We start from the raw sequence: 17,420 nt of genomic DNA on the forward strand, positions 1-17,420 counted from the left end.
GCAGTGTTCGGATTATTTTTTCAAATGATACGGAACGGTCGCAACGATTAAATCCCGGCGATAGAGCAGGAATGCGCGAATCAATAAGCTCGATTGATTATGAAGCGCGTTGTGCCACCGTTTCTTCGGAATAAACTGCGGAATCAGCACGGTCACCCCGTAATTCAACTCCTTGGCCTTATGCTCGACCGTGTCGATAAATTTGGTCAGCGGCTGGATGATGCTCCGGTACTGCGAATAGATGGTCACCAGGCGGATATCGGGCTGCCACAGCTTCCACTTCTCTTCAAACTGCTTCTCCGCTTCCTTATCGAAAGCCACGTATACCGCGATAATTTGATCGGGCTTTAAGGATTTGGCATAGTTCAGCGTATTCTCCACCACATGCGTAATTCCGGCGACCGGAATAACGAACACATTGCCATTAACGCGAGCCGCAGGCTCGCAAGTGGTGATGCGAAGCTGATCGCCGACGGCCTCATAGTGCTTATGAATTTTGTGAAAGACCATGACGATCGCCGGTAAAAAAATGAGTGCGGGCCAAACCTGCGTAAACTTCGTAATGAAAAACATCATCATGACCGTAAAGCTGATCACCGCGCCTACCGCGTTAATGGTGAGCTTTACTCTCCACCCTTCGGGTTTCTCCCGGATCCACTTCACCAGCATCCCGGCCTGCGCCAGTGTGAACGGGATAAAAACCCCGACCGCATAAAGCGGAATCAAATGCTCGGTCTGCCCTTTAAACACGATAATCAATAAAATCGAAGCCGCCGCCAGAAACACAATTCCGTTCGAATAGCCAAGGCGATCTCCACGAACGGTGAACATCCGGGCGATATATTTATCCTTTGCCAGGTTGACCGCCAGCAGCGGAAATGCCGAATACCCTGTGTTCGCGGCAAGGACGAGAATCATTGCGGTGATTCCCTGAATCGCGAAATACATCCCGCCTCTGCCGAAGGTTGCCGAGGCGATTTGCGAAACGACCGTTTCCTCGCCTTTTGGCGAGATGCCGTAGTAATACGCGAGCCAGACGATTCCGGTAAACAGCAAAGCCAGCAGAATGCCCATCGCCGCCAGGGTTTTGGAAGCATTCCTCGGGGCGGGGTCCTTAAAATTCGGGATCGCATTGGAGATCGCCTCCACCCCGGTCAAGGCCGAACTCCCGGACGCAAAAGCCTTCAACAGCAAAAACAAGGTCAGCCCGGCGACAGGTGTACCGATCGGGGCGTGCAGATCGCTCGGGACCTGGCCGGTCATAATCCGATACAATCCCGCACCGATCGTTATGAAGATGATCAGGACGAACAAGTACACCGGATAAGCCAGAATGGAAGCCGACTCGGTAATGCCGCGCAGGTTGAGAACGGTAATCAGCACAACCAGCAGGCAAGCGATCAGCACATTATAAGGATGCAGCGACGGAAAGGCGGAAGTAATGGCGTCCGTCCCCGCCGAAATGCTGACCGCCACCGTCAAAATATAATCAACCAACAGGGCTCCGCCCGCCAGCAGGCCCGCATTAACACCAAGGTTCTCCTTCGACACCACATAGGCGCCGCCCCCGTGCGGATAAGCGAAAATCACTTGTCTGTAGGACAGGACGAGAGCCGTCAGCAGCACGAGAATTCCTACGGCAATCGGGATGGAATACCAAAAGGCCGCCGCCCCGATGGCCATCAGCACAATCAGGATCTGTTCGGGACCATAGGCAATGGAGGACAGGGCATCCGAAGACAGAATCGCCAGCGCTTTCGTTTTACTGAGCTTTTGTTCCCCCAGTTCCGTAGACTTCAGCGGCTGACCGATGAGCACTCTTTTTAGCATGGTAAACATAACTGCAACACCTCATAGTTGGTTTAAGATAGAATACCCATTTTCTTCGGAAAAAAAAGCATAGGGGAGCACAGCAAAAAACCACAGAGGTCAGAACCCCTGTGGTCCATGTCATGTCTGCATGGTCACAGTATCATCCTCTCCCGAACTACGCTTACGAGGTTAGCTGTCGGATTAGGGTGGCGAGAATCACCCCTCCGCGAAAGCCCTGACTGAAAGCTGCCGCGGATTCACCCCCTGCCGCTTTGATTTGGCCGATACTCTCCCGGCCAAACGTTGACGACAAATCGGTTCCCCCGTTTTCCCTTACTGGAAATTCAGCGAATTTTGATATGAAATCCATGAGTGAATATACTCCTTTCACTTATCCGTGTAAAACCCTTGATGTGCCCGATTTCACGAAACATTGACCCAAAAGGGTTCGATTAAGCGCTTACTTCCCTTATTTTCATTTCCTTTCATGATTTATCAGCCCACGTCAAATGTAAGAAAAGGTCCTGCTCTCCGCACAGGAGAACAAGACCTTAAATGGAGGGCCATGGTTTTATTGCTCGCCGTTCAAGCGATACCCCGCGTGAAAAACGGGACCTACAAATTCGTTAAATGCGTATCCGGAGCGGATCGCGGCCGTCACGAATTTTTTCGCTTTCTCCACCGCCTCCTTGACCGGCATGCCGCAAGCCAGCCCGCCGGTTACCGCGGCGGCAAATGTACAGCCCGCACCGTGGTTGTGGGCCGGTTCGATTTTATCGCTCTCCAGGATCGTAAATTCGGAGCCGTCGTAGAATATGTCGAGCGCTTTTTCGCCCTCGAGAGCCTTCCCGCCTTTGATAACGACGTTCCGGGCCCCCCGTTCCCGAATTCGTTTCGCCGCTTCCTTCATATCCGCCACCGAGGTCAGACGCCCCATTCCGGACAATACGCCCGCTTCGAACAGGTTCGGCGTGGTCACGGTTGCCAGCGGCAACAAAGAATCGCGAATCGCATCCGCGCTTTCGGGATTCAGCACTTCGTCCTCGCCCTTGCAGACCATTACCGGGTCGATGACGACATTTTGCTGCCGATTCCGCTTAATGCAGGCTTCCACGACTTCGATGATCGCCACGCTGCCCAGCATTCCCGTTTTCATGGCCGCAACGGGCCCGCCGGCAAATACGGTCTTCAGCTGTTCGGCAACGAGGGCCGCATCCACCGGATATACGCTGTGATGCCAGCCGCGGTCCGGATCCATCGTCACGATGGTGGTCAACGCGCTCAATCCATAGGTCCCGTATTCCTCAAAGGTCTTCAAATCCGCCTGGATTCCCGCCCCGCCGCTGGAATCGCTGCCGGCTATCGTCAATGTTTTCAGTATGGTTGTCATGTCCATTACCCCTTTGCGAAAAACTTTACTGTTTCGGCCTTTATTGTAGCATTATTTTCAGAAAGTCAGTGGAGTTATTTTCAGCTTTGGTTCTGTACCGGTCTTACAGAGAGAATCCTTTTTCCAGATGGCTTAGCGCTTCCTCCAAAAGCTCGGCAAAATCGGTCTCCGGATTTTTCGCATAATGAAGTATCACCGAAATATTCACACCCACCACAGCTCCGGCTAAAGTGCGGATCGCCAGATCCTCCGGGTGGCCGCCGACCCGCCCCGCGACGATATCCGCGATCAGATGCATCATCTGCGTCATGTTGTTCACCAACGCCGCCCAGAGCTCCGGAATCGAAATCACCAGCTGATTCCGCTCGCGCATCGTGGACAACTCCTCGGCGGACATATTAGAAATCTCCGAGATCATGGCGTTTTTCAACGCATGAATAGGACTTAAACCGGGAGGCTGCTCCTCAAAAGCGCGAATAAGCAGGGAATCATAATTATCACGGGTCAGCACATCTTCCTTACTGGAAAAGTACCGAAAAAAAGTGCTGTAGGATATCTCCGCCGCCTCGGCAATCTGCTCCACCGTAGTGGCCCTATAGCCCTGTTCGCGAAACAACCGCATCGCGTGCTTCTGGACTTCAGCCATAGCTTTTGCCTTTTTGCGCTCGCGTAGGCCTCCGCCCTGGTTTCTTTTCTCTGATATAGCCCCCACCCCAATTCAATTTTTGTTCCACCCACTGTAGTTTACAGATTATCACTCCGAAAGTATTTGGACAATGCCCTGCCCCCCATCGACAATGACCCGGTCTCCCGTTTTCAACAGAGAAGTGGCGTTTCCGCATCCAACCACCGCGGGAATCCCCAGTTCTCTCGCTACGATGGCGGCATGGGACAGCGGAGCTCCGATATCGGTTATAATGGCGGATACTTTGGGGAACAAAAGCGTCCATCCGATGTTGATCGTGGAAGCCACCAATATTTCACCCGGCAATAGCTGGTTCCCTTCTTCGGGGTGTCCGAGAACGCGTACTACGCCTTTAATCCTGCCCGCCGCTCCCGCGACTCCTCTCAGACTGTCGGTTTCCACATTGGTCAGCGGAAGAGAAGCATCGAAAACATCGGTTCTGCGGACCGGTTCCTCGGCCCAAGCAAAGGGGTCAAATCTTCCCCGAATCATTGACGGAAACGCCGGCAGCGTCTGATATCTCAGGTAGGTTTGTTTACGCGCAGGCAGATGTCCCGCAGCGGAGGTTTCCTCACCGGACAACCAGGCCAAAAGTTCATGCATATATAAAAAGAAAACATTGTCTTCTATTCCGAGAAACTCGCCGGCTTTTAGGGCGAAAGCACGGTTTACCCGATAAGTTCTTGTCCATTCCGAACGGACTGCCTCCCGTAATCTCGGGCCTTCCGAGACGAGCGGCAATTTCCTGATTGTCTTTTTTGCCGCTTGAGGATCGATTCGCCGAAACCTGTCCCATGCCGCCTCATTCTGAACTTGCCGATGCCTCAAAAGATCATTCACATTTGTGGAGCCCGCCGAGTATTCGGACATTTGCCGCTCCAACCACACAGGGTCTTCACCAGGTCCGGGGATCGACAGTTCAAATTCGTGCGGACCCCGGTGCCCGTATTTCTCAATATATTTTTCCTCAGTCAGTTCCCCTCTCATCACCTTCGATATCCCCAGGAGCGGGCCGAGACTTTCCAGTTCCGCAGCGTCGCCAAAGGACAAAAGCTGATTTGCCTCTTCCGCTCCAACCCGCTTGCTTAACTTAAAGTGTAGCTTTTCGAATTTCTGCATGGCCTGCGAAGGCGCTTCAAGGGCGTGCCACATTGCGGAAACATTATGGGGCCATATTTCCCGCTTCCACAAATCCAGCAATTGTTCCCTGGTTTCTGTCTGCCTGATCCGCTCCGTTATAGTTCTGCACCACTCCGGCGTCTCTTCCAAAAACCGCGGGGCATTTTTAACGGCCTTTTGGGTTTGTTTCACATTATAAAAAAATTTGGCCCGGATTTTCCCGAGCAGTTCCCTTCTTGAGAACGGAATCAAAGGGACCTCTATTCCCTCGGGAATCTGTCCGAATACCCGGCTCATCTTGCGGAGAATGGTACTTGGGTTTACCCCAAATGCCGCAAACATCGAGAGGGGATAGCTGATGTTGGAATAGACTCTTCCGCAAATGTTCCCCGATATCATATATTCTCCGGGAATCAGACTGTGTTCTTCGTCCAACAAACGAAGGATGGACCAGCTTAATGGGGTCATGACATTGGACATGGATTCGCCCACATTGGTGTTTGTCCATAAAAAATCACCCGTCAATGAATCATTAATCTCATACGTATCCCGATTCCCGGCACTCAATGTAGTAATCGGCCTGCTTTGCAGAATGTTAAGCTTCCCGTCTGCAACCGCCCATTCGATATCCTGGGGACTACCGAATTCCTTCTCAAGCCTGGCTGCGTAGTTGTATAATCGGCCGGCATACCTTTTGAACGCGGCAGGGCCGGAATACTTCCCCTTCGGTCGGATGAAGGAAAATGCTTCAGCATTGCTCTCGCCGGACACAAGCTGCTCCCCCAGCCCATACACTAAATTTCCCTGCATCAATTTACCGCCCGTAATGGGATCTACAGTGAATAAGACACCGGAAATCTCCGATTCAATCATGATCTGGACAACTATGGCTATTTGACGGGTGAAATCCACGCCCTTGGCGGAACTGTACATGCGAACCCGCTCCTCCTCCATGGAGTGATGTACCTCGTATATCGCTTCCAGAATCTCCTCATCCGATTTCCTGTTCAAAACCGTCCCGAATTCTCCGGCAAAAGACGCCTCCTCCGAATCTTCCGCCAACGCCGAAGACCTGACGGCGAATGAACGGTTTTTATGCGTTTTCCTGAGATGGTTTAGCCGGGACCGGATTTTGGACCAAGCCTCCTCGGTCAGACGCCCTTGTTCAAATGCCGAAGGCATCACGATGAAACCTTCCGGTACAGGATATCCGGCACAAAACATGCGGGATAGCATCGCTCCTTTTCCGCCCGCGACTGGCCAAAGTTCTGGGTTCATTTCAGCAAAACCGATGATCATTGCAATCGTCCTCTCTTCATTAAAATTCACCATTTTATTAAATAAGATATATTATATCTTTTGATACTAAGTTTCAAAAGATATAATATTCCCGTTAAACTATTCCGTCAAGTCTTATCTCGTCTGAAAACATAAAAAGGTCCGGTTCCGTTATTTCTATAAACCAAAAAAAGGAAACCCGGATGGTTATTCCGGGTTTCCCGTCAGGCAATGAAGCGGCCTATCGACCTACTTCTTTACCCTTTTCGCAAGATCTGTAATTTTTGTATCTCTGAGATGCCGCTCCATCTTCTCCTCCGCTTCCACCATCACTTGTTGGATCAGGCATTCCGACCCATGGTCAAAATTGCAGTCAAAGAGAGAGGCGGTTCCTTCGATGGCCTGGATAATATCTAGGAACGTCATTTCATCTTTTTTTCTCGTCAGACGGTAGCCTCCGTTCGCCCCCGATACGGACTCGATCATTCCCGCCTTCACCAGTTTGGTCAAAATCTTCGATAAATAGGTCGGAGAAACGTCCTGGGCATCGGCCAACTGCTGGACCCCGACAGGCTTCACCGGATCTTCGGTCACGAGCGCCAGCATCGTGTGCAGGGCGTAATTCGTCGCCTTGGAAAATTTCATATGCTCACCCCGAAATATGGACTCATGGTGCCTATAATATCCGTGAAGCCAAAAGGTGTCAAGCCAACCGGTTCCAGGCTTCGGTGATCAGTTCCAAATTAATGCCCGCCGCCGCCGCGGATCCCATAGACGCCGCCCAAATCGCCTGGTGCATCTCCGTTGCCGCGTCTCCGGCACTATAAACGCCCGGAACGCTGGTTTTCCCGAATTCATCCCGCACGATCACCGTTCCCGCGTCCGACATCTCGCATCCGATATATCCCGGCAGGTCCGAACCGGCCGCCAGTCTCGGCGCAAAAAATATACCTTCACACGGGATGCGTGTTCCGTCCTCCAGCAGCACCTGTTCCACCTGACCATCGCTGGATTCGATGTGCCGAATCGGGGCTTCCGTCACAGGAATGTTATGCCGTTCAAGCTCCAAGCGTTCCTCGGCACTCCATCCGCTCGGGCCATTCGTGCAGAGGACCGTTTGATCGGTCCACCCCGTAAGCATTTTGGCCATATGCATTGCCCGGTCGCCCGAGGCGATCAGGACCAGCGGCTTGTCACTAAGCTCCCAACCATCGCAATAGGGGCAGACGAACGCGGATCTGCCGTAAACCTCTTGCAGGCCGCTGATTTCGAGCGGCAGATCCCTTTTCCCGGTTGTGAAGAGCAGTTTCTTCACACGGTAAACATCCCCTCGGGCGGATGTAATTTCAAATTGCCCGTCCGCACCCGATATCCCTTCGGCCCGCTCCTCCACCAGTTGGATCGATGGATACCTCCGCAGTTGTTCCGCGGCAATCCGGCGAAATTCCGCCGGGGCGATGCCGTCCCTCGTCAAAAAACCGTGCGCCTCACGGGTCACCCGGTTCCGCGGCCTGCCTTCGTCCAGAACGACCGCGCTTCTTCTCGCCCTTCCCAGCACAAGCGCGGCGCTCAATCCCGCCGGCCCTCCGCCGATAATCCCGACATCCCAACCATTTATCATTTACACAACCTCGCTTTTTTCTGAATGTGTCACATAAAAACACCATTTATGGAGTTTGTGTATCCATAATAACTCCGATAAATTTAATCCGTCAAGTTATTAAGGTTCTTGACTTGATAATTTTAGCACTTATACATATTGCCCAACTCGGACATAATTTTGGAGAAAATCAGAACTACAATATCGTAACTGTTAAGAAAAAAGGACGGTGCTCATAGCTTTATGTATTTGACTCCTCGGTTGTATCACTCCTTCGTACGCCCAAGATGGTTTACCGAAAGATACATTCATCATCATATTAGGAACCATTTCTCACTGGAGCATAAAACAGTTCTTGATTTTGGCTGCGGCACGGGGGCAAACTGCCGCATAAGCCAAGCCGAGCATTACACCGGCATTGACCTGGATGTGAAAAGAATCCAATTTGCCAAACAGCTATTTCCGCATCATACATTTATGGTTTTTGACGGAAACCAAATTCCACTCCCCAACCAAAGGGTTGATTTCATATTAATCGTGGCTGTTCTTCACCATATCCCGAACGAACTGATTAACAAGTATTTACAGGAGTTCCAGAGAATTCTGAAACCGGATGGAAATCTGGTGATTATTGAGCCTTACTACTGCCAGAAACATAAATTCAGCAACTGGTTTATGAACCGATATGACGACGGAAATTACATTCGGAACGAGGAAGATTACCTCCGCTTATTTATCAACCAAGGATTTGATTGTCGTGTGTTGAAAAAGTTCAGAAAGTGCTTCCTTTATAACGAAATATTTTTTACGGCTAAAAACGGATGAATGATGTACGGAAGCTGGCTGCCGGGACACCTCCCTTAACTCCTCTGCCCCCACCGCTTGATCCAGCAGCATCTGACCTTTTTCGGAGATACGCTCAAGCGCTTCCTTTAAATCCGATTCTCTCCGCACGACCTTGCCCATCTCATTACTCAGCAGATCCTTGAATTTTTCCTTAAACGAATCCGGAAGTTTCGCTTCACGGCTATAATCGACCTTTAATGGCCGCAATCGGTAAAAAGCCTCCACACGGTTTTCGTTATAATGATGATTTCGCGTCAACAAGCTGCTGCCGACTACACGCGCTTTTATTGCGGCAAACTCCTCGCTGTTCACGTATTTCACGAAATCCCAAGCCGCCTCCGGATTGGGCGTGCCCGAGCGAATGGCGAAGATTTGTCCGACCTCAACATCCCTTGAAGCGGACCGATCCGCGGGATCGACAGGCCCCGTGACGGTATCGAATGAAAAGGCTTTGTACTTCGGCATCGTATTAGTCAGGCTCCCCAGAGTTTCCAGCAAACTCGCATCATCCAGCTTCATCGCTACCCGGCCCTGCAGAAATAAATCATTGTCCAGATAGTCCTGCAACGAGCCGCCGTAAAACGGGGTGTCAGGCAAATAGATCGCACTAGATCGAACCCCCGTTATCGCCATTTCCCAGACGTTTCTCCACGAGTCCGTATTTAAGGTCACCTGCATGGTTTCCGGGTTTACCGCGGACAATCCATCTGTTCCGGCAATCCTCTCCGCCAAAGAATCAACCGTTTGAACGAATGGTACGCTTAACCCATAAACGCGTTGTTGTTTCCCCCCATCCACAGGAAACCGCCCAGCCAAATCCAATATTTCCTGCCAAGTCATATTATCGTGCGGAGGATCGATTCCATACTGCTTGAACAGGTCCGCATTATAATAAAGAGCCGTGCTGTAAAAAGTCGGACTAAGACCATAGATCTGCCCCCCTCCCAATTCTCTTAAAAAATCGATGATCGTATCTTGCATCCCGGAAAGCTCGTAATGATCCGCCTTGATGTGAGGCTCCAGGCTTGCCAGCAGCCCTTTCCGGACAAAACGTTCATATTCCTGCGACGATAAATAAAATACATCCGGGTTCTCGCGTTGAATAAATTCGCGCAAGGCCTCACTATAATTTTTCGTCGGGTCAAACGTGCTTGAATCCAGGACGGCGACCTCCAGATCAACATCCCCGTACTTGCTTAAAAATAAATCGCCGTAGTCTTCATAAAAACTGTTCTCTCCAAAATACATCACTTTCAAGAAACGATGCGGCCTTGTTTTTTCAGGTGTCGGGTAGCATCCTGCAACAAGCAGACACAGAACGATGAAGCCTATGACCAACCGCGTCATTTTTCGTCGGAACATTCCCCGGTCCCTCCTTAAAGGTTACTCAATTCTACCGTCACCAGATCGGCGGGCAATTTCAGGTGGTCCGCCAACGTTTGAACGATCTCGTCCCGAATGGCGTCAGGGTCGCTGACGTGGTTGTTCAAAGACTCGATTACCCAAGCGTCAATTCGCGATTGTTGCTTATCCAGTTGCGCGTAATTCGCATAATCCAACACCTTGCTGGAAGCATACACTTTAGCTACAAAAGGACTTTTCTCGCTCCCGCAACTGCTGCTCAGCGGAATCTTGTCGGCCCCGGGGAACGTAATCGTACCGTCCGCCAATTCAAAATCGGTCGGATCGGAGTATGGAATCCCCTCTTGTTTATAAATGTCATAGATTTCCGCATCGGTTAGCTCGTTTATTTGACGATCGAGTTTTACGAAATGTCGTTCCTCTTTCCGTTCGTCCTCCGTTATCGAGGATTCGCTGCCGGTCGGAGCCTCGTAAATCATGTCACCTTCATCCGTTCCGGACTGGGACGCGGTTGCGGGTTCGAAAATAAATGTGGCAGGACTCACCTTCGCATCCACCACCGTAGCGACCCCGACTCCGGCAAAAGCGACAACAACTGCCGATATCCCCGATAGAATAGCCGAACGCCTGTTTTTTTTCGTTGCGCTCAAAATATGTACCAGCCTGTCTTGAATCCATGCGGTGTTTTCGCTAAAGCCGGTAAATACCCCTGCCGGCCGGGAGGGTGTCGAGCGTTCGAGCACATTGAGGATCGTCTCCCCGTAGAAACGTCTTTCATTTTCGGGAATTCCGCCAACAACTCTTTCATCGCAGGACATTTCCATGTACCGGTCAAGGTTTTTACGCCAAATATAGACCGCGGGATTGAACCAATGAATCGAATTAGCCAGCAGAGCCAGCGCCTTGATCCACAGATCCTTCCTTTTGTAATGAATCAATTCATGGCGAAAAATCAGCCGCAGTTCCCGTTCATCCAGCTCGACTTCCGGTAAAATCAAGGCCGCTCGCCAAATTCCGATCAGCATCGGCGTGCGGACGGCATCGTTGGATTGCAGCGAGACGCTGCTGTGGATGCCCATCTCCTGTTTAAGGGAGGCAAATAACTCCAGGGCCGCCCCTTCCATGGGGAGATTGGTGCGCCGAAGTCTGGCGCGGAACCGCCGATAGGCCGACAATGATCGAAAACCGGTGAACACCAAGCCGGCCAGCCAAACGAACGGCAGCCAAAACCCGATTTGCTGCAGCAAAACTTGTAACTCCGTCGACACTCCTTGATTGATCCAAGTTGCTGCGAAGCCGGATGCATTTGTCCAGCTCCGGCTGGTCGCCACCCCCTGATCCGCAAGGTATACCGCAGTTTGCTGCAGCATAGGGCCAGATGCGGCCGGCACACCTACTCCATCAAAGCGCATATATAACAATCCGCCAATAATCCCGACCGGCAGGAGCAAAAACAGCAGCACGATCTTCTGTGTGCGGTAATGCCACTGGGCGTCGAATAATTTGTACGTGAGCGGCTTCGCAAGCCGCAGCGCGCCAAACAAGACCGTTCCCGTAATCGATAGGACGACTACCGTTAACGTCAACATAATTCCCATTTGTTCAACCTACCTTTCGGAAAACCATTTCTTCAATTCCTTGATTTCCTCCGGACTAATATCATCGGCATCATATAAAGCCGCTAGTAAATTTTTGACCGAACCTTCATGAACCGTTTCAAGAAATGCCCTCGTTTCCAGATGTTTATATTCTTCCTCGGTAACCACGGGGGTATAGAAGTTGACCTTCTTCTGCTTCTCCACCCGCAGCAATCCTTTTTCCGCCAAGCGGGTCAAAAAGGTCAGAACGGTGGTCGGCTTCCAATCCTTCCGCTTGTTAAGCTCCGCCAGGACCGCCTGGGACGTGACCGGCCCGTCAGCCGCCCATACCACACGCATCACATCCGTTTCCGCATCCGACATCTTTTGCACGGGTTTCATAAAAACACTCCTTTGTCGTTCCTTGCTTATTTTCTACGCACTGTAGTTTACATTGATTCTACATCTCGTAGAATAAAAAGTCAAATAGGGGAAACAGCTTACAAGTCGGCACGCTTTGCTTATACAAACTAAAATCGCCCGCTGTGACCAGCGGACGATTCCGGGTTATGAAACCTTATTGTCATCCTTTCGTCGCTCCCGCCGCAATCCCTTTGACGAAATATTTTTGCAGGAAGACGAACACGATCAGGATCGGAACAACGGACATCGTCGTCCCGGCGAAGATCATATCCCAACGCGACGAGAACTCACCGATATACCGGTAAATTTCCACGACCATCGTCTTGGGCTCACCGGAAGGAAGCACCAGCATCGGCATCAGGAAATCGTTCCAGATTCCGAGGCCGTTCAGCACGACCATGCTGGCCGTAACCGGTCCGAGGAGCGGGAACACGATGTTCCAGAAAGTTCGGGCTCTGGTGCAGCCGTCGATTTCCGCCGCCTCCTCAATTTCCGTCGGAATGCCCTTAACAAAGCTCGAGTACAGCAAGCTGCCGAATCCGACCGAACCGGCGACATAAATCATGATGGGACCCGCCAGGCTGCCGTACAAACCGAACATCTTCAGCTCTTTGAACAGCGGAATCATATAAGCCTGAAACGGAATCATCATCCCGGCGAGGAAATACAGGAAGACGAATCTCGTCCATCTGGCGTTTCTCCGCTGGATGGCATAACCGGCCATCGGGATGAAAAGAACCTGGAACACGATGGATACCACCGTTAAGATCAGGCTGTTTTGAATCGCTTTCGGGTAGTCCGTTTCCGTCAAGAGATACTTGAAGCTTTCCAAATACACCGTGGTCGGGAAGGACAGCGCATCCCTCATAATTTCCGCGTTGCTCTTGAACGCGGACATGATATTGAAGAAGATCGGAAAAAAGAAGACGACCGCAATCAGCAGCGTAAACGCAAATATCAGGATATCCAGCGAAAGTCTGCGTGTCTTTAATTTCATTACAGCTCGACCTCCCTCTTCTGGAGGAACTTCACCTGAATGACGGTAATGACCATAATGATGAGGAACAACACGATCGCCAGCGCCGTACCGAATCCTTGCCGCAGTTCGCCGAATCCGACCTTGTAAATCAGATAGGTCAGCGTTTCGGTGTCAAATCCCGGACCGCCGTCCGTCATGACCGCAATCTGATCGAAAATTTTGAGCGCGCTGATCATGGAAAGAACCAAACAGACGGTGACCGATCCGGCGAGCAGCGGGAACGTGATATGGCGGAACTGCTGCCACCCGTTGGCTCCGTCGATGCTGGCCGCTTCGTTCAACTCTTGGGGGATGCCCTGTAATCCGGCGAGATAAATAATCATATAATAGCCGGCGCCTTTCCATACCGTGGACAAAATGATCGCCAGCATCGCGTATTTCGGATCGCCCAGCCAGTCCACCGCGAACGCGCCCAGGCCCATTTTGTCCAACATCTGATTAACGACGCCAAAATTGTAATTGAGCAGCATGGCCCACACAAATCCCATCACAATGCCGCTAAGCAGCGTAGGGAAATAAAAAATGCTTCTGAACAATTTGCTCAGCCACCGTACTTTATCCACCAGCAGGGCGAGCAGTATGGCGATCGCGTTCTCAAGCAGCACGAGGCTGATCGTCATGACCAAGGTGTTTTTTAGAGCGTTATGGACCCGCGGGCTGTTCCAGATCTCCACGAAGTTGGCGAGGCCGATAAAGCGAACGTCGGGACTGATGCCATCCCATGATGTAAAGCTGTAATACACGCTGCCGAGCGTCGGAACAATGACGAACAGGGTATACAAAATAAAGGATGGCAGAATGAAATACAGCGCATAGGACCGCCACTTTCTTTTCTTTGTCACGGGAGCTTGCGGCTTGTCGATAGCCGCTATGGGTGTAGACATGGTACTCTCCCTCCTTTTCTCTTTAGAGAGGGAACCTTCCGTGAACGAAGGTCCCCTCGCCTCATCCGGCTTGGTTACATGGAGTTGGCTTTTACCTGATTGTCGTATTCCGTATCCGCCTGCTTCATATACTCCAGTACATCCCCATCTTTGACCACAAGTTCCTGAAGCAGCTTGTAATACCAGTTGCGGAATTGCGGAGGAATCAGGTTTTCGCCCCACCAGTTGTTGATCGCCAGCGACTTGGTCACATTCGGATCGCCCATGATGTCGAGAACCGTCTGCATCTGCTCGGTCGCATTATACGTGATATTTTCCTTTGTCGAAGGGATTCCGTTGATCGTTTCCAAATATTTCGCATAGTTTTCGGCCTTGAAGAAGAAGCGGATGAATTCTTTTATCGCCTCCACCTTGTCCGGATCCTTGGAAGCCTCCGTCGAGAGAGACCAACCGCCCGGAGTCGGCAGCCCTACGACATTTACTTTGCCTCCCCGGTCAGGAATGGCGTAGAAACCGAATTCAAAATTCGGGTCGGCTTCGGCGATTTGCGTAAACATCCACGGTCCGGAGAAGAGTTGGGCCGCCTTGCCGGTAACCAGGAAGGAAGCCGTCTGATTGTCGCCGGTGCTCATCCAGCCCTTGTCGACATACTTCCGGAACAATTCCTTGTAGTCCGTGATCGCCTGAACCACGTTGGCATCGGTGAAGCTGACCTCCTTCGCCGTACGCTTGGAGTTCCAGTCCGGGTCCTTCACGTAAACCTGGTCGATCAGGAACTTGTTGACCCAGAAGCCCATGTGGAAAATATCTTTACCTCCGACCACGAGCGGCGAAATCCCGCTGGCTTTCAGCTTTTCCTGTAACGCGATGAATTCGTCCCAGTTTTTGGGCAGCTCCGTGACCCCGGCTTTTTCGTACGCCTTTTTGCTGTAGATGATTCCTTGCGGGGAAGTCAGCGTGAGAGGGGCATTGTATACCTTCCCGCCGTCCACCTCCGGAAGCGTACTGAACAGGTCCCGCAAATCGGCAGGCAGCTCCACGATTTTCCCGGCGTCCGCAAACACTTCCGTATCCCGCATTTCCACAAGATCAGGGAACTCGCCGACCGCATCCTTCGTTTTTAACCAATCCAGGTATGCGGATGAAGTCGTTTCGCTCAAGTCCTTGATTTTGATGTTCGGATGTTCTTCCATAAATTTTTTAATCGCGTCGGCAATCGCTTTTTTACCGGCCGGGTCGCCGGACGCGTAACCGATCGTGAAGCTGATTTCTTTGGGTTTGTCCCCTTGCGCGACTCCGCCGCCGCCCGATTCCGGGTTATTCCCCGCATTTCCGCCGGAGTTGCCTCCCCCGCATGCGGTTAGTACCAAGGACGTCGCCAACACCAGCGCGGATAATTTCAGCCATGTTTTTCTAAACATTTATATTAACCTCCCTTTTGTCCTTCGAACTGGAACCGATATGAACGATGTGCGCATCACCGCTCCGAAAACGCTTCCTCGGTTCAAGCATAGCATTTGCCTCATACGAACTGAATGAACTTTTTTAAGCTCCGCCTGCGCAGTTTTAAGAATATAAACCGTGGGGATCTGCGCAAAAAAAAACGAACGGAATGTTCAGATTTCCGTTCGTTCCGCCCCCGTCTCACCGACTAGCGGAAAAGTGAGTACGATGGATGTGCCGATGTGTTCGCGGCTGTTGATGACGATGCCGTAAGGCTCGCCGAATACCGATTTGATGCGTTCGTGCACGTTTTTGAGGCCGACGTTTTTCCCCGGAGCTTCGGGGTCGCTTAACACGAGATTCAACCGCTCCAGCGTTTCGCCACTCATGCCGATGCCGTCATCGTAGACGGTGATCACGAGGTCATGGTCACGCTTTTCGATGGTGACCCCGACCGTTCCCTTTCCTTTTTGCTTGAGACCGTGCTGAATGGCGTTCTCGACGATCGGCTGCAGGGAGAGCTTTAATATTTGCCAGTTCAAGTCCACTTCCGGAGCGATTTCGCACATTAGCTCGAAACGCTGATCGTAACGTACCGAAATGATATAAAAGTAATCCTTCAGGTTGTCCAGTTCGCTCCGGATACTGACCTTCTCCTCGCCGTAATCGATGACGTATTTAAGCTGATTGGACAGGGCAAGAATCAGGTCGGCCACTTCATGGTCGTCCTTATCGACCGCGCTCATCCGGATCACTTCGAGGGTATTGTACAAAAAATGCGGCCGAATTTGACTCTTGAGCGCGTTCAATTCCGTCTGCTTCTGTTTAATCTGCGCCACGTAAGCCTCGTCGATGTACTCTTTCAGGCGGTCGACCATCCGGTTGAAGCTGTGGCTCAGCCTGCCGAGCTCGTCGTTGCTGCGCACCTCGACACTCGTATTCAAGTTCCCGGATTCAACCTTGGCCATCTGCCTCATCAGCGTCAGGATCGGCGCCGACAGCCGTTTGGAGAACCAGGCGCCCATCACGACCAGCGCGGCGGAAGACAGCCCGATGGCGACAAAAACGGTCATTCTCACGGAGAGAAGCTGCTGAAACAAGGAATCGCGGTGAACCCGGACCGTCAGAGCCCCGTTCAAAAACGGAATCGGCTCCGACATGACCATCATCCCTTGATCCGATTTGATCTTCTCCCGGCCCCCCGCCGAAGGAGCGCCCTCCCGATTGCTGAAATAAACATTGCCGCTTCCGTCAAGCAGGTATAGTTCATCCTTCTCCCCCAAGTTGAGCTCCTGAAAAAACTGACCGAATATCGTGGCGTCCACGTCCATAAATAACGTCCCGACGATCTTTGGCTCGGCCGTCACTTTGCCGGAAATGTCGATCAGGCTTCGGCCGATGGTAAACACCTTTCGTTGGGAAGTAAAAAAATAGTCGTCGGCATGCGTGGGGAATATCGCCACTTTTGAAGGATTGTCGCGCATTTGCCGCAGCCATGCCTTGTAAGGCAGCAGCTCCGCGTCCATCCCTCGGTTTTCTTTTTCCTGATAATAAAGCTTCCCGTCCCGTTCCCGGACAAAATAGACGCTGCTAATGTAATTATCGCTGTACAGCACCGTTTTCAAAAACGAATCGATCGGGATATTGTTGATCTGCTCCAATTCATTTACATTGTAAGTTTGATTTTGACTGGAGCTATCGACGAAGCCTTCGTATTTCCCGGTATACATCAGCTTCGACACTTCATTATATTGATTGAACGAGGTGTTTAAATTGTAGCTCATATACATGATCATCTGTTGCAAATTTCCGGTGGTATACCGCTGTACATACCCCGTAAACGTGTTCACCGAAAAAAGGCTTAGCGCAAACAGCGGAATCAGCCCGACCAAAATGAACGCCCCCGCAAATTTCACAAAGATGCCGGTGAATTTTTTGCCCCGTATCCCCATAAGCCGCGTC

The 17,420-nt window shown here is 51.4% G+C and carries 14 protein-coding genes and 1 riboswitch; of the genes, 1 reads left to right on the top strand and 13 read right to left on the bottom strand.

Annotated features, from left to right (window positions below):
• Positions 1-12 precede the first annotated feature (12 nt).
• The 6 genes from V4U84_RS06430 to V4U84_RS06455 form a co-directional block, all read right to left on the bottom strand.
• Complete coding sequence (locus V4U84_RS06430) at positions 13-1,839, bottom strand: APC family permease (protein WP_334076957.1); 1,827 nt, start codon at positions 1,837-1,839, stop codon at positions 13-15.
• A gap of 136 nt (positions 1,840-1,975) precedes the next feature.
• Positions 1,976-2,172: riboswitch (cyclic di-AMP (ydaO/yuaA leader) on the bottom strand.
• Positions 2,173-2,383: 211 nt separating this feature from the next.
• The gene (gene thiD, locus V4U84_RS06435; RefSeq protein ID WP_334073925.1) at positions 2,384-3,202 is read right to left on the bottom strand and encodes a bifunctional hydroxymethylpyrimidine kinase/phosphomethylpyrimidine kinase; all 819 of its coding nucleotides are present in this window, start codon (positions 3,200-3,202) and stop codon (positions 2,384-2,386) included.
• Positions 3,203-3,305: 103 nt separating this feature from the next.
• Positions 3,306-3,848, bottom strand: a complete 543-nt coding sequence (locus tag V4U84_RS06440; RefSeq protein ID WP_334073924.1) for an acyl-CoA-like ligand-binding transcription factor — start codon at positions 3,846-3,848, stop codon at positions 3,306-3,308.
• Positions 3,849-3,956: 108 nt separating this feature from the next.
• Positions 3,957-6,305, bottom strand: coding sequence for a PEP/pyruvate-binding domain-containing protein (locus tag V4U84_RS06445; RefSeq protein ID WP_334073923.1), 2,349 nt, complete (start codon positions 6,303-6,305; stop codon positions 3,957-3,959).
• A gap of 228 nt (positions 6,306-6,533) precedes the next feature.
• Complete coding sequence (locus tag V4U84_RS06450; RefSeq protein WP_334073922.1) at positions 6,534-6,929, bottom strand: Rrf2 family transcriptional regulator; 396 nt, start codon at positions 6,927-6,929, stop codon at positions 6,534-6,536.
• Between the two features lie 58 nt (positions 6,930-6,987).
• Complete coding sequence (locus tag V4U84_RS06455; protein WP_334073921.1) at positions 6,988-7,905, bottom strand: NAD(P)/FAD-dependent oxidoreductase; 918 nt, start codon at positions 7,903-7,905, stop codon at positions 6,988-6,990.
• Positions 7,906-8,127: 222 nt separating this feature from the next.
• On the opposite strand from V4U84_RS06455, the gene V4U84_RS26910 reads away from it, so the two are divergent.
• The gene (locus V4U84_RS26910; protein ID WP_416367216.1) at positions 8,128-8,709 is read left to right on the top strand and encodes a class I SAM-dependent methyltransferase; all 582 of its coding nucleotides are present in this window, start codon (positions 8,128-8,130) and stop codon (positions 8,707-8,709) included.
• Here the strand turns inward: V4U84_RS26910 and V4U84_RS06460 are convergent.
• From V4U84_RS06460 to V4U84_RS06490, 7 genes are all read right to left on the bottom strand, one after another.
• A complete protein-coding gene (locus tag V4U84_RS06460; protein WP_334076958.1) occupies positions 8,614-10,092 on the bottom strand; it encodes an ABC transporter substrate-binding protein in 1,479 nt (492 codons plus the stop codon). The genes V4U84_RS26910 and V4U84_RS06460 overlap by 96 nt on opposite strands.
• A 14-nt stretch (positions 10,093-10,106) precedes the next feature.
• Complete coding sequence (locus V4U84_RS06465; protein ID WP_334073919.1) at positions 10,107-11,690, bottom strand: M56 family metallopeptidase; 1,584 nt, start codon at positions 11,688-11,690, stop codon at positions 10,107-10,109.
• 9 nt (positions 11,691-11,699) lie between these two features.
• Positions 11,700-12,071 (bottom strand): BlaI/MecI/CopY family transcriptional regulator, encoded by a 372-nt coding sequence (locus tag V4U84_RS06470; RefSeq protein WP_334073918.1) that lies wholly within the window; start codon positions 12,069-12,071, stop codon positions 11,700-11,702.
• Between the two features lie 181 nt (positions 12,072-12,252).
• Entirely contained in the window at positions 12,253-13,089 is an 837-nt protein-coding gene (locus V4U84_RS06475) for a carbohydrate ABC transporter permease (RefSeq protein ID WP_334073917.1), read from the bottom strand.
• Positions 13,089-14,015 carry a carbohydrate ABC transporter permease gene (locus V4U84_RS06480; RefSeq protein WP_334073916.1) on the bottom strand — a complete coding sequence of 309 codons (927 nt, stop codon included), beginning with the start codon at positions 14,013-14,015 and terminating at the stop codon, positions 13,089-13,091. Before V4U84_RS06480 ends, V4U84_RS06475 begins: the two co-directional genes overlap by 1 nt.
• Before the next feature lie 74 nt (positions 14,016-14,089).
• Positions 14,090-15,436 (bottom strand): ABC transporter substrate-binding protein, encoded by a 1,347-nt coding sequence (locus V4U84_RS06485; protein WP_334073915.1) that lies wholly within the window; start codon positions 15,434-15,436, stop codon positions 14,090-14,092.
• A gap of 195 nt (positions 15,437-15,631) precedes the next feature.
• Positions 15,632-17,410 carry a cache domain-containing sensor histidine kinase gene (locus tag V4U84_RS06490; protein ID WP_334076959.1) on the bottom strand — a complete coding sequence of 593 codons (1,779 nt, stop codon included), beginning with the start codon at positions 17,408-17,410 and terminating at the stop codon, positions 15,632-15,634.
• Between the last annotated feature and the right edge of the window lie 10 nt (positions 17,411-17,420).

Source organism: Paenibacillus sanfengchensis, assembly GCF_036864765.1.
Lineage (GTDB): Bacteria > Bacillota > Bacilli > Paenibacillales > Paenibacillaceae > Fontibacillus > Fontibacillus sanfengchensis.

Excerpts from the sequence above, each read along its gene's own strand:
- V4U84_RS06430 (WP_334076957.1), bottom strand. The coding sequence starts at position 1,839 with ATGTTTACCATGCTAAAAAGAGTGCTCATCGGTCAGCCGCTGAAGTCT.
- thiD (WP_334073925.1), bottom strand. The coding sequence starts at position 3,202 with ATGACAACCATACTGAAAACATTGACGATAGCCGGCAGCGATTCCAGC.
- V4U84_RS06440 (WP_334073924.1), bottom strand. The coding sequence starts at position 3,848 with ATGGCTGAAGTCCAGAAGCACGCGATGCGGTTGTTTCGCGAACAGGGC.
- V4U84_RS06445 (WP_334073923.1), bottom strand. The coding sequence starts at position 6,305 with ATGATCATCGGTTTTGCTGAAATGAACCCAGAACTTTGGCCAGTCGCG.
- V4U84_RS06450 (WP_334073922.1), bottom strand. The coding sequence starts at position 6,929 with ATGAAATTTTCCAAGGCGACGAATTACGCCCTGCACACGATGCTGGCG.
- V4U84_RS06455 (WP_334073921.1), bottom strand. The coding sequence starts at position 7,905 with ATGATAAATGGTTGGGATGTCGGGATTATCGGCGGAGGGCCGGCGGGA.
- V4U84_RS26910 (WP_416367216.1), top strand. The coding sequence starts at position 8,128 with ATGTATTTGACTCCTCGGTTGTATCACTCCTTCGTACGCCCAAGATGG.
- V4U84_RS06460 (WP_334076958.1), bottom strand. The coding sequence starts at position 10,092 with ATGTTCCGACGAAAAATGACGCGGTTGGTCATAGGCTTCATCGTTCTG.
- V4U84_RS06465 (WP_334073919.1), bottom strand. The coding sequence starts at position 11,690 with ATGGGAATTATGTTGACGTTAACGGTAGTCGTCCTATCGATTACGGGA.
- V4U84_RS06470 (WP_334073918.1), bottom strand. The coding sequence starts at position 12,071 with ATGAAACCCGTGCAAAAGATGTCGGATGCGGAAACGGATGTGATGCGT.
- V4U84_RS06475 (WP_334073917.1), bottom strand. The coding sequence starts at position 13,089 with ATGAAATTAAAGACACGCAGACTTTCGCTGGATATCCTGATATTTGCG.
- V4U84_RS06480 (WP_334073916.1), bottom strand. The coding sequence starts at position 14,015 with ATGTCTACACCCATAGCGGCTATCGACAAGCCGCAAGCTCCCGTGACA.
- V4U84_RS06485 (WP_334073915.1), bottom strand. The coding sequence starts at position 15,436 with ATGTTTAGAAAAACATGGCTGAAATTATCCGCGCTGGTGTTGGCGACG.
- V4U84_RS06490 (WP_334076959.1), bottom strand. The coding sequence starts at position 17,410 with ATGGGGATACGGGGCAAAAAATTCACCGGCATCTTTGTGAAATTTGCG.